Genomic DNA, 15,473 nt, shown 5'->3' on the forward strand with positions numbered 1-15,473 from the left:
TTTGCTAAAATTTATATATAAAACCCAGCAGATATTCTCCTTTACCAGAGCTCATTGTTAATTCCATATGCTCTTGTTGGTAAGGAGTTGTAAACAAGTAAGTACTACCAATTCCTACTGCAGCACCCGCTAGTATATCCCAGCCATCATGTTTTTGAGCGTCAATTCTGCTAAAAGCTGTAAATCCAGCCGCTAAATATACTGGAATACTATACTTAAAACCATATCGCCTATGAATAAAAGAGGCTCCGTGAAAGGTTGTGGAGGTATGACCAGATGGAAAAGCATTATCTCCATTATTATGCGGCCTTGGCTTATTTAAAGCTTCCTTTAGACCATAGGTAACGGCAGTATTAAGTAAAATTGCTTTTGTAAATTGCCAAGTACCCTTTTTATCATTTAGTATTAATGTTGTTCCCAATGTAGCTGCAGGAACAGCAAACAGAAAAACATCACCTGCCGTTTCAATCGTTTTATTTTGTGCTTGTAAATTGGTAATCCAAACAATAAGTAACAGCAGACTGAGATAAATCGTTTTATTCATATTCAACAATGTACAGATGATTATTAAAATTAAAGGCTTTGGAAGTTTTAGTTTTGCTTAAATTAACTCAGACTAATTAGTTACTAAACTCTTTTAAAATTTCCATAAAAGTAAAACTGAAATCTAAAGAGAGTTTAAAGAACGTCTAAATGGTATCTACTAATTACTTTAAATTCTAAAATTTACAGTAAAAATATGTCTTGCATCATGAAATTTATAACTGATTTCAAAACCATAGAGATCACATATTTTTTTTACGATAGCCAAACCCAACCCAGTGGATTGATTGCTTTTGGATTCTCTATAAAATCTATTGAATAGTTTTTCAGGATTCTCGATCTGCTTTTCTCCTGAATTTGAAATGATCATGGAATTATGAGAACAAGAAACCAGAATTTCATCTTTCTTAACATCATGCTTCACTGCGTTTGATATTAAGTTATTGCATAGCACTTCTACCAAATAAGGATCCATAGAAACAAATAAAGGATGTTTATATTGAAAACCAATTTCAAGATTGAACAATTCTTTGAAATTTTGAATGGTTTTCCCGAGACTGGCAGCAATATCTACCTTATCTATATTTATGAATTGATTGTTTTCAATTTTAGTCAACAAGGTTAAACGCTTGATCAATTGCTTCAGTCTTTGAATATCTTTTTGTAAAGAGGAAAATAATTTATACTGGTCATCATCAATTTTATTCGTGTTTATAATGTTTTCGATCTTTGCTTGCATGATCGCTAATGGAGTTTGCATTTCATGAGAAACATCTTCTGTTAACTGTTTTAAATTCTGATAATCGTCCTGTACCTTATTGGTGAGTAAAGAAATTTCATTGCTTAGTTCTTGAAATTCTAAAATATCACTGTCTACTAAAACTATTTGTTTCTCAGATTTCACCGAGAAATTCTTCATTGCCTCCAGGTTTTTGAAAAAAGGAAACCATAATTTCCTATTTCCTTCTACATTAGAATAAAAGAGAAATAGAAATACCAAAAGAATAATTATAAAATAAGATACGTCTATAGCAATAAGGATGTCTTTCGATTCCACTACCAAATTTCTTACAGTGATTCTATAATTCTTTCCATTAATTCTTTTGAAGGTGGAAAGTTCCCTAAAAACCTCATCTTCATTCTGTGAAGGATCATATATTAAAGTGTCTTTTAAAAAAAGTTCCTCTAATTCTTTAACTTCTACAACCTCTATAACAGGAGGTAAAGAAAATGAAATGTCATTTATTTTTATTGCACTTTCAATTCTAGCCTCGGTAGAGAAAAGTTCCTCTTCTACTTCATTCTTTAATAAATTTTTAGTGTAAAAATATAAAGCTATGGTACTAGCAATCATCAACACAGCACTTAATAGCAGAAAACTTTTAGATGCCTTTCTTAAAAGCTTAATTGGTTTATCCTTTTTGTGCAAACTAGTAGTTTATAAATTTATAACCGCTTCCATAAGCAGTCTTGATATATTTAGCAGTCTCCCCTGTCATCTTTTTTCGGAGGTTATTTATATGCACATAAATAAAATCGAAATTATCTATGAGGTCACTATCGTCTCCCCAAAGATGTTCTGCAATAATTTCTTTTGAAAGCACTCTCCCCTGATTTGTTATAAAAAACACCAAAAGGTCATATTCCTTTCTGGTTAATGTGAGAGATACATCATTTATATAAGCAGTACGAGATTTCGTATTTATTTTGATCTCGTTGAATTCTATAGTTTCGTCCCCGCCAAATTTCCCTCTTCTTAATACCGCTTTGATTCTAGAATTTAATTCGGCTAAATGAAAAGGTTTAGTTAGATAATCGTCTGCTCCAAGATCCAAACCTTCCAATTTGTCGTCTAACGAATTATTGGCAGAAATAATGATCACCCCAGCACTCTTCTTCCTCTTCTTTAAAGCTTTTAATACTTCTAAACCACTTCCAGTAATTAGATTAATATCTAAGATTATTACATCATAATCATAAAGTTCCACTTTCTCTAAAGCCTCATGAAAATCTGAAGCTACTTCACAAATATTCGCATCCTTTTCAAAATAAGTAACTATAGATTCTTGTAGATCCAATTCGTCTTCAACAATTAAAAATTTCATGTTTTACTTTTTTCTGTTTAGATTAAAATTTCAAAGTCCAACTCTTAATTTTTTATTGTGAATTTATTATTAATTCCTAATAGACTTTAAAAAAAATTAAACTCAAAGTTTCAAATCAACATTGTAAAAATATGTTAGCAATCTAAAGATATTTTAAAGTTATGATAGTTGATTATGATAGGCTCATTAGTAATCGGTAAAAGTATCAACTTTAGATTCAGTTTAGAATTATTACATACATTTGTGAACAATTCATAAGAAAACCATCCAATTCATATTTAATGCCAGAAGCACTTACTGTAATTGTACCCCTTTATAACGAAGAGGATAACCTGAAACGTGTAGAAAAAGAACTTTCCGAATATATAAAGTTAGCACATGTTCCTACACAAGTCTTATTTGTAAATGATGGTTCTAAAGATAACAGCCAACAGTTAATTGAGGATATTTGCAATGCTAATCCAGATTTTAAATTTATAAGTTTCGAAAAAAATTGTGGATTAAGTGCGGCTATTAAAGCTGGATTCGACCATGTTGAAACCACTTTAACTGGCTACATAGACTCTGATCTTCAAACAGACCCAATGGATTTTAATTTGTTATTAGATAATCTGGATGGTTACGATCTTGTTACCGGATATCGCAACAATAGAAAAGATTCTTTTGTGAAAAATATGTCTTCTACAGTTGCTAATGGAATTCGTAGGACTTTTACTAATGATGGAATGGATGATACGGGTTGTCCTTTAAAAATAATTAGAACAGATTACGCAAAGCGCATCCCAATGTTTAGAGGCTTGCACAGATTTTTACCAGCTATGATCCTACTTCAGCATGGAAAGATCAAACAAGTACCTATAAAGCATTTTCCTAGAATGGCTGGGACAGCTAATTTTGGAGTATGGAATAGATTATTAGGACCATTAATGGACTGCTTCGCATATGTTTGGATGAAGAAGAAATATATTAATTATAAGGTAGCTAAAAAAGGATGAGCACTTGGATAGTTTATAGTGTTGGTTTTTTAGCTCAGCTTCTTTTTTCTGGAAGATCTGTTTTTCAATGGATCTTATCTGAAAAAAGTAAAAAAGTCTTAACACCTTCCCTCTTTTGGAAAATGAGTTTAGTGGCTTCTTTCTTAATGTTCCTTTATGGATATTTAAGAAGCGATTTCGCGATTATGCTAGGACAAACGCTTACTTACTTCATTTATATTAGAAATCTACAGTTACAAGGAGAGTGGTCTAAATTTCATAAACTTTTACGGATTTTTTTATGGGTTTTCCCTTTGATCATTGTTATACTCGGTTTCAATAATAATATTTATGATGCTGCAAGATTATTTAGAAATGATGCAATTCCTTCTTGGTTATTAATTCTCGGGATCGTCTCTCAGGTGGTATTTACGCTTAGGTTTATATTCCAATGGATTTACTCTGAAAAACAAAAAGAATCCATACTACCATTAGGATTTTGGCTATTAAGTTTAATAGGTTCTACTTTAATTATAGTATATGGAATATTTAGAGCAGATCCCGTCCTTTTAGCCGGACATCTATTTGGAGTGATTATGTATGCACGTAATATGGTGATCTTACGCAGGCAGTTAAGAACAGAAACTTAAAAGAAAAACCTCTTTTACAACTTATTAAATTCTCAATAAACACTATGCAAGCAAAACTATTAAAACTGTTGCTTCTATTGTTCGTGGTATTTAATATTGGTCTTGGGAGCTTTGGTCTAGCTGAAACAAGCGAGGCTAGATATGCCGAAATAAGCATGGAGATGGTTAAAAGTGGGGATTATTTGCATCCTACCTTATTAGGTATCAAACACTACCACAAGCCACCACTCACCTATTATATAACTTCTCTAGGCTACAACATTTTTGGTGTTAACGAATATGGTGCACGATTTTTTCTTGGAATTGCGCTTCTACTACAAATCTATCTTGTTTATAGGATCGCACTGTTATTGTATAAAGATGAAAAGAAAGCGTACGCAAGTGCACTCATATATACATCTTTGCCCATTGTCTTAATAGCATCCAGAAATCTTACTACAGATGCTTTTTTAGCAACTTTTATTTTATGGAGTATTTACTTTTGGCTACAATTTAAACACCTTAAAAAGACAGGCTTTTTATATGGCTTTTTTATTGTTTTAGGATTAGCATTTCTCACTAAAGGTCCAGTAGGACTAATTCCATCTCTTTTTTTCATTATTAGTTGGAGTTTTTATAAAAAAGAAAATATAAAATTCACTTTTCATTTATTCACAGGGATACTTTTAATGTTCGCTATTTCAGGTTCGTGGTTTTTGGCCATAATTCTGGATGATCCAAAAGTTTGGGATTATTTTATTCAAGAACAAATAATAAATAGAGCAACCAATGCTAATCAATTTCATAGAACCCAGCCAATATGGTACTATCTAGCTATTATTCCTGCGCTTGGATTACCTTGGATTATTTTTATAATTTCCTTTCTCCTTAAGAAAAATAAACAGCTATTTCAAGAATCGGTTATTAGCAGAATCTTAATTATGACTGCGCTTAGTTTATTAATTTTATTCTCCTTGTTCTCTTCAAAATTGATACTTTATATTCTCCCAATTTTCTCTTTTATTGCGATCTTAGGAGGAAATTTAATATGTAGATTTTCAGAAAAACAGCTAAAATGGTTTAGTAGGATTTATTATATATGTTACGCGTTGTTAATTTTAGGTTTGATAGCTTCCCAGTTTATAAACAATATAGAAGTTCCATTTACTTCAGCGTTTTTGCTAATTCTTCTTTGCATAGGTGGCTTGTTATATTTTATTAAATTCAGCAAGATAGAAGCAACTTCAAAATTGTTGAACATAGGGTTTTACTTTGTTCTAATCTTACTCTTAGTTCATACTGTCGTGGCTTCAAATAATGCGAGCAGCATTAACTCATTTAAGGATGTGGCCGGATTTATTCAGAAAGTAAAAGGTAATGACCTAAATAGTGTAGTCATTTTTGACGATTTATTACCCTCGGCTAATTTTTATTTAGATGCAGATATAATTACGGTGAAATCTATTAATTATAAGACATTTAGAGAAACTCAATTTGAGGAGTATACTGAGTTTAAGAAGAATTACATAGATATTAATGTTCCTTCAGAATTAGAGAAATTTAAAAATGAATTTAAGCAAAAGAATCTTGTTTTTATAGAAACTAAAAAGTCTCCATTAAATGACTCTTTGAGTTATCTATTGGAGACTTTTACCCATAAAATTGAAAAAGACAAATGGGTGATTTACTATTAATTCAAAATGTTACTCTGCGTTTCGCTCTACATATTTAATTATCTGAAGCGCGATGTTTTTACCTGTTGCGCGTTCTATTCCTTCTAATCCCGGAGAAGAATTCACTTCTAGTATTAGTGGACCTCTAGCAGACTGTAGCATATCTACTCCTGCTACGCCAAGTCCCATAACACGGGCAGCTTTAAGTGCAGCATTTTCTTCTTCATCTGTAAGTTCTATGATCTCTGCAGAACCACCTCTATGTAAGTTAGATCTAAATTCTCCTTCTTTCCCCTGTCTTTTCATAGCACCTACTACCACTCCATCTACAACAAAGGCACGAAGATCTGCACCTTTTGCCTCTTTAATAAATTCCTGAACGATAACTCTTGCTTGTAAACCATTGAAAGCTTCTAAAATTGATTCAGCTGAATTTCTATTATCTGCCAAAACAACTCCTAAACCTTGAGTTCCTTCTAATAATTTAATCACTAAGGGAGCACCACCCACTTTATCTATTACGCTACTAACATCTTTAGAGTAATTACTAAATACTGTCTTAGGCAAACCTAAACTGGCTCTAGAAAGTATTTGTAAACTTCTTAATTTATCTCTAGATCTAACTAGGGCCTGAGATTCTGTAGCTGTAAAAACCTTCATCATCTCAAATTGTCTTACCACAGCTGTCCCAAAAAAGGTAACCGAAGCACCAATTCTTGGAATTACTCCATCTATATCTGTAAGCTCTTTCCCCTTATAAATTACAATAGGTTTTTTCTTCTCTATAACAAGATCACATTTGGTATGATCTACAACCATCATTTCATGTCCTTTCTTTTCACCAACTTCAACAAGTCTTTTTGTAGAATATAAATTTGGGTTTGCAGACAGTATTACTAATTTCATGTATTAAATATTAAGTTGGTTTTAATCGTAGGGAAGGTGAATTACAATGAAATAAAGCTTCCTGCAGAAAGGTATTTTTAACGTCTATAAGATACAGTGCAAATAAAACAAAACTGAAACTAATAAAGTTAAACTTTCAATAAAAAAAGCTGCTTTTTAAAGCAGCTTCAAATATAATTTTAAAAGTAAGTATTTCTAGTTCCTTTTAGCATACACTTCTGTGTAAGTTCCACTATAAATAATAGAGAATTTTTTATTTAGATCTTGGAAATTAATATTAAGTGTCTGATTAACATTGCTTCCATTAGGTGTTAACTTAAATTGATTTTCCCCTAAGTTTTCCCAAGTACCATTAACAATAACGGCTACAGAGCAATTTGTAAATCCTTCACCAGCATAGGTTGTTTTAGTATATGTTCTGGCATTTGTGAAAACGTAAGTGATTTGATTACTACAATCTATATTTTCTGTAACACTTCCATTCTGTACAAAATAATCTAATTCCCAAGTTCCATACAAATTGGTAGTTTCAACGGGTGGGTTTGAATCATCATCGCCAGAACAAGAGGTGAATAATAAAACTGGGAACGCAAGAAGCAAAAAAAGGATTTTTTTCATAGTGACTTATATTATTTATAATTGGGTTTAGATCTATCTAAAATTAAATGGCTAATTTATTCCAATCAAATGAATTAGCAAGGCTTAATTTTAATATTCGATCTTACATTTATATATTCATTTTTATCACTTCAAAAGTCGTTCCTCATTCTAAATTTCCCCTTCCTTAGTTTTTTTGATACTTTTGGCAATAAGTAAAATCGCATTATGTCCCATCAACATTTTAAGATCTATAAACCATATGGTTACCTCAGCCAATTCACTCACAATCATAAAACTAGGAGAAATAAGAAGTTATTAGGAGCTCTTGGGGAATTTCCAGATGATACTATGGCAATAGGTAGATTAGATGAAGATTCAGAAGGATTATTATTTCTCACCACAGATGGAAAAATGAGTGAAACGGTGAGAAGCTCAAATATTGAAAAGGAATATTATGTGCAATTAGATGGCATTATAACCCCCGAGGCTATTGAACAACTAAAAAAGGGAGTCAGTATTGGCATTAACGGAGTAAAGTACCTAACAGTGCCTTGTAAAGCTGAAATTTTAAATCCCGCACCTATTTTCCCGGAGCGATCTAAAAAGATAAGAGATGAAAGGCATGGCCCTACAAGTTGGGCATCCATAACCTTAACTGAGGGGAAATTTAGACAAGTAAAAAAAATGACCGCTGCGGTTGGTTTTCCAACTCTAAGGTTGGTAAGATATAGAATAGCAAATGAATATTTAAACGATATGCACTCGGGTGAAATAGTCCCAGTAGAAAATTTTAAACTATAATACAGAGTTGCTCTCTATATTATAAGCTCTAACTTCTGAAAACACCTTGCCGAAAAATGTAAATGTTTCTTTTGCTTTATTTGATGCTTGCAATTTCTCTTCTTCGGAAAAATCTTGAGAATTAATTAGCTTTAAAAAAGTTTTCCAACCAGCTGTATTATTACGATTCCCATTAAAGAAATGATGTTCTTTAATAGTTTCTAATTTCTTACAATTTTTCAATTCTTTAGCGATCATCATTCCACCTAGCACAGATCCTTCTAATACATATGCTGCTCCTAGTGCCTCTACTTTATTAGAACAAGAAATATCATTTTCAAAACCCTCCACCAAATTTAGATCTACATCTAGAAATTTTAGATCTTTTTCTAGTTGATCACTTTTAAGGCTCCCAAAATCTTCTATAAAAGGAAGAACTGCCTTTTCAACTGTCTTATATGAAATATAGTTTTGAAGTAATAAGGTTTTATACTCTTCCAGACTTATACTATGATCCATAATAAGACCGGCTAGATTATCCTTTTCTATCTCTTTATGCAAAGATCTAGTATGCTCTCTTAAACTATTTATCATCTTTATCTAATTCTATTTCGTCAATATTTTCCTTTATAATCTTTAAGTTCTCTCGCTGTTCTTCATTTTCAGCTTTTATACTATCTAAGTATTGATAAATTTGATTCACAACAATTTTATTTTTTCGAACTCTTTCTCTAACCACGTTTTGTTGGGAGATATTAAAAACCACTCTCTTTAATAAAGGATTTAATTTCTCTTGAAGCTTATGCATATTTTTCTTCAGAATAAACCCGCTGGCTCCAGCAAGAATAGTATTGGCTGCCATTTCTTCGTCTTCTATTGTTCCAGTTATAAAAATGAAGGGCAAATTAGCATCAAATTCCTTAGTTGCTTTAAGCATGTCTAATCCTGTACAAGTGGGCATATTATAATCTGAAATAACCAGATCTGGTACAAAATTTTGTAATTCTAGATTTAATTGAGGCAAATTATCTACCACTCTAATTTCCAACGTCTCCACTAATTGACCTAGATGGTAGGAAATCAATTCAGCATCAGTCTTATGATCTTCAGCTAATAATATTCTTAAAGGTATTGTGATCATTTTTTTAAAAATAAAATAAATATGTACTCTAGGTTAGTTTTATAGACTTGGAATACTAAAAAAGAAAGTAGTGCCTTTATCTAATTCAGATTCCAGCCATAATTCACCCTTATGGATATCTACCACTTTTTTAGCGATTGCCAGTCCAATTCCAGAACCTTCATATTCATCTCCCGCCAATCTGGAAAAAACATCAAAAATTTTATGATTCAAATTTGCATCTATTCCAATCCCATTGTCCCTGACATAATAAATATTCTCTTTCTCCTTTTTAATATAGCCAATTTCTACTAAAGGTTTTTCCGACTTAGATGAATATTTAAATGCATTACCAATTAGGTTATTTAGCAACTGGGAAATCATTCTTTTATCTGCTTCTATTTTAGGGAATTCTGAAGCAACAATTATCCTAGTATCTGGAAAATGTTTTGCCATGTTATGTTTAAGAAGAACGTCCTCAATCATCTTTTCAAGAGATAATATCTCTCTTTTTAAATTAGTTCTCCCAACGCTGGAGTAGGCCAAAATATCCTCTATTAACCTATCCATATCTTCCGCAGAATTTACAATGGTGTAAATGGCTTTCTTGCTATAATCGTCCAAATCTTCCATGTGGTGGTCCCGGAGAATTCTTGCGTAACCATCTATACCGCGTAAAGGAGCCCGAAGGTCATGTGAAATACTATAACTAAAGGTTTGCAATTCTTGGTTAGCATCAACCAATTGATCATTAAGATGTAGGATCTCATCTCGTTGCTTTTTTACTATGATATAGGTTATACTTTCCTGTAATGCAGCTACGGCTTGAAGATCGTAATTTTCCCATTGTTTAGAAATTCCAGCATTTTGCTGAGTCCATTTTTCAAACGATTTTCTTGGGCTTAAATATTCTATCCCTTCCTTAACATAGCCGATCTTCTCTGGGTTTCCACCCCAAAAAACAGTTTCAGAAATCTCCGGTCTAAACCATAATATATAGGATTTTTTAGCATCTTTTAAACGCAAACTTAATAGTCCAGAAGCAAGTTTGGTATAGCTTTTAGCTTTTGAATACTGTGCTCCAAGACTTTTGGTAAAAAAAACTTCCTCATCTTTTTTGAAAATGAAATTTTGTAGAAGATCCATAACTTCCTCTTTTTGAGGTGTAATTCCAACTAGTTTTAATTTCCCTTCTTGATAGTAAGCACCGCCAGAACATTCTATGATATCGGTGAATTTTGGACTGAAGTTTAAAAGTGAATCTTGGATATTGGATATGGATTCCATTTGAAGCACCAACTTTTTCCGAATCGCATCGGAGGCTTCCATTTGTAACAAAAAGGTCTTCGTGGTCTTTACAGTAAGACTATTACTAAACACCTGAGTAATAAATTTACAGGTTTGTCTTTGATGATAATTTATGAATTTTGGCGAATAATGATGACAAGCTAATAAACCCCATAATTCTCCCTCCAAGATTATAGCAGCGGTAAGACTTGCTCCTACCCCCATATTTTGAAGATATTCTATATGAATTGGAGATACGCTTCGCAGTTCAGATCTAGAAATATCTAAAGGTTGATTAGTGATTGGGGATATTTCAGGAATTAATTTGGACGGTATAAAATTTACATCGCCTATAATTCGCACTCCTTGTTTTAAAAATATATCGCGAGCTTGTTTAGGAATATCCCTAGCAGGATAATGCAAACCTAACCAGCTTTCCAAATGATCTTCTTTAACCTCCGCTATAACTTCCCCATTCCAATTATCATCAAACTTATACATCATCACCCTATCATACTCAAACAAATGTTTTATTTGAGATACTGCCAGCTTACACATTTCTGGTATGCTTTGGGTATTCTCGATTTCTGATAAAATTGCTGGAAGCAGGTTCAGATTTAATGATGAATTTAAACCTGCTCCTGCTGGTTCAAAATCTAAAACTAAATTACCTTGAGAAACATGTGGGATAATAAGGAACTTGCTGTTATTTATAACTTCCTCATCTGGTATTAAATTTTTACCTTGATCCAGCTTTTCCTTTATCTGGTTAACTTTTTCAGAAGAAATTAATATCGCTAAGTGTTGTCCTAATAAATGATCTACAGATAAACTAAACAATTGCTCTGCGTTCTCTGTACACTGAGTGATCTCTAAGCTAATTGGATTACATACCAAAATAACTCCATGTGCCTGAGAGCGCCCTATAATATGTATAGGTTCCTTCTCACAATTGGTGATAGTCGTTTTATGAGTATCCATATTTTTTGGAACAGTTATTATTAAGCTTTTTTAAGCTTTACATAAAAAGTACTTCCAACTCCTAATTGAGAATCTACCCAAACATTTCCTTCATGTAATTGTACGATTTTCTCTACATGAGCAAGACCTACACCAGTACCTTCATATTTTTCGGGAGTACGAACTCTATTAAAAATAGTAAAAATATTCTTCTGATCTTCTTCAGAAATTCCAATCCCGTTGTCCATAAAAGAAAAGATCCAATGCTCTCCTTCTGGATAAGCTGAAATTCTAATTTCGGGAACTCTATCCTTTGCTATGTATTTAAGAGCATTGCTTAAAAGATTTTGGAATAACAATCTCAATTCAATCTCATAAGCCATCAATTTTGGAAGGTTCCCTATATAAACTTTTCCCTTGGTTTCTTTCAACCTTTTACCAAGGTCATATTTTACAACTTCCATAAGCTCCTTAGAGTCTACCATTACCTTCTTAGAATCTCTACCAATTCTGGAATGCTCTAATAAACCTTTTATCTGATTAGCTAATCTATCTGAAGCCTCGTCTATATAAGAAATATACTCTTTTGCTTTATCATCTAATTTCTCTGCATAGATCTTTCCTAAAATATCGCTTCCAAATTTAATGGTAGCAAGTGGCTCCTGTAGATCATGAGAACAAATAGAAACAAATTGTTCCAGATCTTTATTTACTCTTTCAAGATCAGATTTCTGCTCTTTTAGATCTTCTTGGGCTTTCTTTAAAGCTGAAATATCTACACAAGTAAATCTATATGCAACAACAGTATCTTCATCATCTACTTCTAAAGTAGAATTCAAGATAATAGGTAGTTTCACACCATCTTTAGTGATCATTTCCTGCTCTACATTTACCAGTTCTCCACGTTCTTTAAATAATCTATTTAACTTAAGAACTTGAATTTGGGCTTCATCTTCATAAAGATCGAATATAGGTTTCCCTATGATCTCTTCTTTAGATTCGTATCCTAATTTTTCTAAGGTTTGCTTATTACATTGATTGATATTTAGTGTAAAAGGATCTACACTTATATGCATAATTGGATCTTCCTCATAAAAGGATTTAAATCTCTTTTCACTTACCTCTACCCTTCTCTTAGCCTTTTCTAAAGATTCGACATCTACAAAGGTTATTACGATCCCGGTACTTTTATCGTTAGAATCTTTATATACAGATATTCTCCTTAAATAGCTTTTATCATCTAGCGATTTAATATTACTAACAATCGTTTTTCCAGTAGCTAAAACTTCTGTACATTTCTCTAGTAGCGTTTTGGTTTTAGTAATACCGAAATTGGAATTGAAATTATTTATTGGGCGTCCAATATCTGAATTTATAAGGCTGAAATGTTTTTTAATTGCGGGAGTAAATTTTCGAATTCGCAATTCGTTATCCAAAAATATAGTACCAATATCTGTGCTTTCTAATAGATTATTAATGTCTGCATTTAAAGAAGCGAGATCATCAATTTTCTGAATATTTTCAGCATTTACCGTATTAATTTCTTCATTTACACTTTGCAATTCTTCATTGGTACTTTGCAATTCTTCATTAGAAGCTAATAATTCCTCATTTGCAGCTTGCAACTCTTCATTGCTTGTTTCAACCTCCATAATAGAGGATTGTAGTTCCTCTTTTGTTTTTCTGAGTTCCTCCTCCAATTCCAGAATATAATTTTGAGATCTGCTATCTACAGTAAGTTTCTCTACAGTATCAATTTGAGAGAGTTCTAAGTCTTTTTCAAGAAATGTAAGTACATAGTTTACTTCGTGATCTAAATTATGACGTTTAAAAGGTTTTACTATAAGATCTAAATTTTTATTTTCCTCTTGATGTATATAATTTGCATCCTTATATACAACTTTTTTGTTCTTTTTTACTGCCGCTTTTACAGTTGCTTTTACAATATGTTTAAGATCTGTACTTAACATATCTAACAAGTTTATAGAAAAACCATTAACTGGAAGACTAGCATATTTTCTAAATTCTCCAATTGCCTGCAGAATATTATATTCTGAATCTATAAAAATGCTGGCACCTCCAAATTGTTCCAGAATTGCTTCATTTAACTCATTGTTAATTTTTTGAACTGCACTTGATACCTGAGGACGAGTATTAGAAATTGGTCTAGCCTTAGATTTTTCTCTTGGCCTATTATTAGCCGAGGAATGAAGCACTTCAGTATTTAAACTTTTTCTCAACAACGTATTTTTATATATTTTCCATTTTCTATTAACTGCTTCAAAACTATCTGAATGGTTATTTATACTTTCACTAGTTCCTAAAACCAAAAAACCATTTTCCTTTAAGCTGTAATGCAACACATTTAAAGCTCTTTTTTGTATACTAGGTTGAAAATAGATCAGCATATTTCTACACAAAACCAAGTCCATATTATGAAAGGGAGGGTTTTTGATAATATTGTGATGAGAGAAAATAATCATATCTCTTAATTTCTCTACAGCCTGATATCCGTTGCTTTTTGTGATAAAATATTTCTGAAGCAAGGCTGGATCTATATCTGCAACTATACTTTCAGAGTAAATTCCCAGTCCGCCAATATCTAAATGTTCTTGAGAGATATCTGTAGCAAAAATTTTAACTTCAATCTTTTTATTTTGTCGCTCTAACTCTTCATTAATGTACATTGCTAAGCTGTAGGCCTCTTCTCCCGTGCTACAAGCCACATCCCAGATCTTAAGTTTTTCTCCATTAACTTTACCTGCAATAATTTCTGGGATCACAGATTCCTCCATAATTTCCCATACAGGAAGATCTCTAAAAAATTTAGTAACTCCAATTAAAAATTCCCTTGCTAATATGGGGATCTCAACTGGTTGAGATTTTAATATGTTATAATATTCTGAAAGTGAACTACATTGACAAACATTTACGCGTCTTGCCACTCTTCTTGCTAAGGTAGAATGTTTATATTCAGTAAAATCTACATCGATAGTTTCATGAATTAAATGTAATATTTTAGACAGGGTAACCTCGTCATATTGAATATCATCATCTGTAAAATGAAGGACTACAGGAGCATTAATATATTTTTGAAGCTCCTTTCCCATATCCTCTGTATTCAAAACATAGTCTACCAATCCTGTTTGAATTGCGCTTTGAGGCATCCCATCAAATTTAGCCTGAGTGGGATTTTGCACCATCACCAATCCACCTTTTTCCTTGATGGTTTTAATCCCTCGGGTACCATCACTTCCTGTACCACTTAAGATAACTGCGATCGCTTGGTCCTCTTTAAACTGAGCTAAGGATTGAAGGAACATATCTATAGGCAAATTCAATTTTTGTCCCTTTGGTTTGTCTACCAATTGCAAACGCCCATTTTGAATAATAAGATTACTAGATGTGGGGATAAGGTAAATGGTGCCCGGACTTATTTCGGTGTTTTCTTCAATTTCTTCAATAGAAAGGTCTGTAGATTTTTCCAGCAATTCCCCCATCATACTTTTAAAGTCCGGGGAAAGGTGTTGAATAACTATATAGCTATTGGTATCCTTGGCAGGAATACCTTCAAAAAAGGATTTTAATGCTTCTAATCCTCCAGCACTTGCTCCTACTGCTATAAGCCTGGATTCCATACTTTCAAGCTCCGAAGGTTTCTCGGACATAGCTTTTGTTGAACTTATCATATTAAAAAAGATGCAATTCTTAAAGGTAAATAAATGCGAATGAAATTTTCGGTGTAAAATTAAAAATAAATGATTAATAATTATAGATTTAAAATAAGGTAAGATGAAAAAATAAACCTAGATGATAATTATATTAACACATTAAAGTAAATATTGCTTTATAAGCTTTAACAAGAATCTTGGAACTTTTAAAAATGAAACAATTAA

13 protein-coding genes are annotated in these 15,473 nt (G+C 32.2%); 4 read left to right on the forward strand and 9 right to left on the reverse strand.

Annotation, left to right across the window (positions count from 1 at the left end; genetic code table 11):
- Positions 1-4: 4 nt before the first annotated feature.
- The 3 genes from BC962_RS11255 to BC962_RS11265 all read right to left on the reverse strand — a co-directional run bounded on the left by BC962_RS11255 (position 5) and on the right by BC962_RS11265 (position 2,648).
- Entirely contained in the window at positions 5-544 is a 540-nt protein-coding gene (locus BC962_RS11255; RefSeq protein WP_121346130.1) for a phosphatase PAP2 family protein, read from the reverse strand.
- Between the two features lie 168 nt (positions 545-712).
- The gene (locus BC962_RS11260; protein WP_220660185.1) at positions 713-1,972 is read right to left on the reverse strand and encodes a sensor histidine kinase; all 1,260 of its coding nucleotides are present in this window, start codon (positions 1,970-1,972) and stop codon (positions 713-715) included.
- A 1-nt stretch (position 1,973) separates the two neighbouring features.
- On the reverse strand, positions 1,974-2,648 hold the full coding sequence (locus BC962_RS11265; RefSeq protein WP_121346131.1) for a response regulator transcription factor: 675 nt from the start codon (positions 2,646-2,648) through the stop codon (positions 1,974-1,976).
- Positions 2,649-2,929: 281 nt separating this feature from the next.
- Between BC962_RS11265 and BC962_RS11270 the strand changes: the two genes are divergently transcribed.
- Genes BC962_RS11270 through BC962_RS11280 form a run of 3 tightly spaced genes read left to right on the forward strand, consistent with a single transcriptional unit; the run spans position 2,930 to position 5,945 of the window.
- Positions 2,930-3,643, forward strand: coding sequence for a glycosyltransferase (locus BC962_RS11270; RefSeq protein ID WP_121346132.1), 714 nt, complete (start codon positions 2,930-2,932; stop codon positions 3,641-3,643).
- Positions 3,640-4,272, forward strand: a complete 633-nt coding sequence (locus BC962_RS11275; RefSeq protein ID WP_121346133.1) for a lipid-A-disaccharide synthase N-terminal domain-containing protein — start codon at positions 3,640-3,642, stop codon at positions 4,270-4,272. The genes BC962_RS11270 and BC962_RS11275 overlap by 4 nt, the downstream gene beginning before the upstream one ends.
- 44 nt (positions 4,273-4,316) lie before the next feature.
- Complete coding sequence (locus BC962_RS11280) at positions 4,317-5,945, forward strand: ArnT family glycosyltransferase (protein ID WP_121346134.1); 1,629 nt, start codon at positions 4,317-4,319, stop codon at positions 5,943-5,945.
- A 9-nt stretch (positions 5,946-5,954) separates the two neighbouring features.
- Here BC962_RS11280 and rimK read toward each other — a convergent pair whose 3' ends face one another.
- Together rimK and BC962_RS11290 are read right to left on the reverse strand one after the other, a co-directional pair.
- Positions 5,955-6,830: a 30S ribosomal protein S6--L-glutamate ligase gene (rimK, locus tag BC962_RS11285; protein WP_121346135.1), complete on the reverse strand. Its 876-nt coding sequence runs from the start codon at positions 6,828-6,830 to the stop codon at positions 5,955-5,957.
- Positions 6,831-7,025: 195 nt separating this feature from the next.
- Complete coding sequence (locus tag BC962_RS11290) at positions 7,026-7,448, reverse strand: lipocalin-like domain-containing protein (protein ID WP_121346136.1); 423 nt, start codon at positions 7,446-7,448, stop codon at positions 7,026-7,028.
- 207 nt (positions 7,449-7,655) lie between these two features.
- On the opposite strand from BC962_RS11290, the gene BC962_RS11295 reads away from it, so the two are divergent.
- The gene (locus tag BC962_RS11295; protein WP_121346137.1) at positions 7,656-8,231 is read left to right on the forward strand and encodes a pseudouridine synthase; all 576 of its coding nucleotides are present in this window, start codon (positions 7,656-7,658) and stop codon (positions 8,229-8,231) included.
- On the opposite strand, the gene BC962_RS11300 is transcribed toward BC962_RS11295, so the two are convergent.
- From BC962_RS11300 to BC962_RS11315, 4 genes are read right to left on the reverse strand one after another with little or no spacing between them, the layout of a single operon-like run.
- Positions 8,226-8,804 carry a biliverdin-producing heme oxygenase gene (locus BC962_RS11300; RefSeq protein WP_121346138.1) on the reverse strand — a complete coding sequence of 193 codons (579 nt, stop codon included), beginning with the start codon at positions 8,802-8,804 and terminating at the stop codon, positions 8,226-8,228. The two genes, BC962_RS11295 and BC962_RS11300, sit on opposite strands and share 6 nt — an antisense overlap.
- Positions 8,794-9,351: a response regulator gene (locus tag BC962_RS11305; RefSeq protein WP_121346139.1), complete on the reverse strand. Its 558-nt coding sequence runs from the start codon at positions 9,349-9,351 to the stop codon at positions 8,794-8,796. Before BC962_RS11305 ends, BC962_RS11300 begins: the two co-directional genes overlap by 11 nt.
- A 39-nt stretch (positions 9,352-9,390) precedes the next feature.
- Positions 9,391-11,598 (reverse strand): ATP-binding protein, encoded by a 2,208-nt coding sequence (locus tag BC962_RS11310; protein ID WP_121346140.1) that lies wholly within the window; start codon positions 11,596-11,598, stop codon positions 9,391-9,393.
- A gap of 20 nt (positions 11,599-11,618) precedes the next feature.
- The gene (locus tag BC962_RS11315; RefSeq protein ID WP_245984166.1) at positions 11,619-15,245 is read right to left on the reverse strand and encodes a chemotaxis protein CheB; all 3,627 of its coding nucleotides are present in this window, start codon (positions 15,243-15,245) and stop codon (positions 11,619-11,621) included.
- Between the last annotated feature and the right edge of the window lie 228 nt (positions 15,246-15,473).

This window comes from Gillisia mitskevichiae, from assembly GCF_003634585.1.
Classification (GTDB): domain Bacteria; phylum Bacteroidota; class Bacteroidia; order Flavobacteriales; family Flavobacteriaceae; genus Gillisia; species Gillisia mitskevichiae.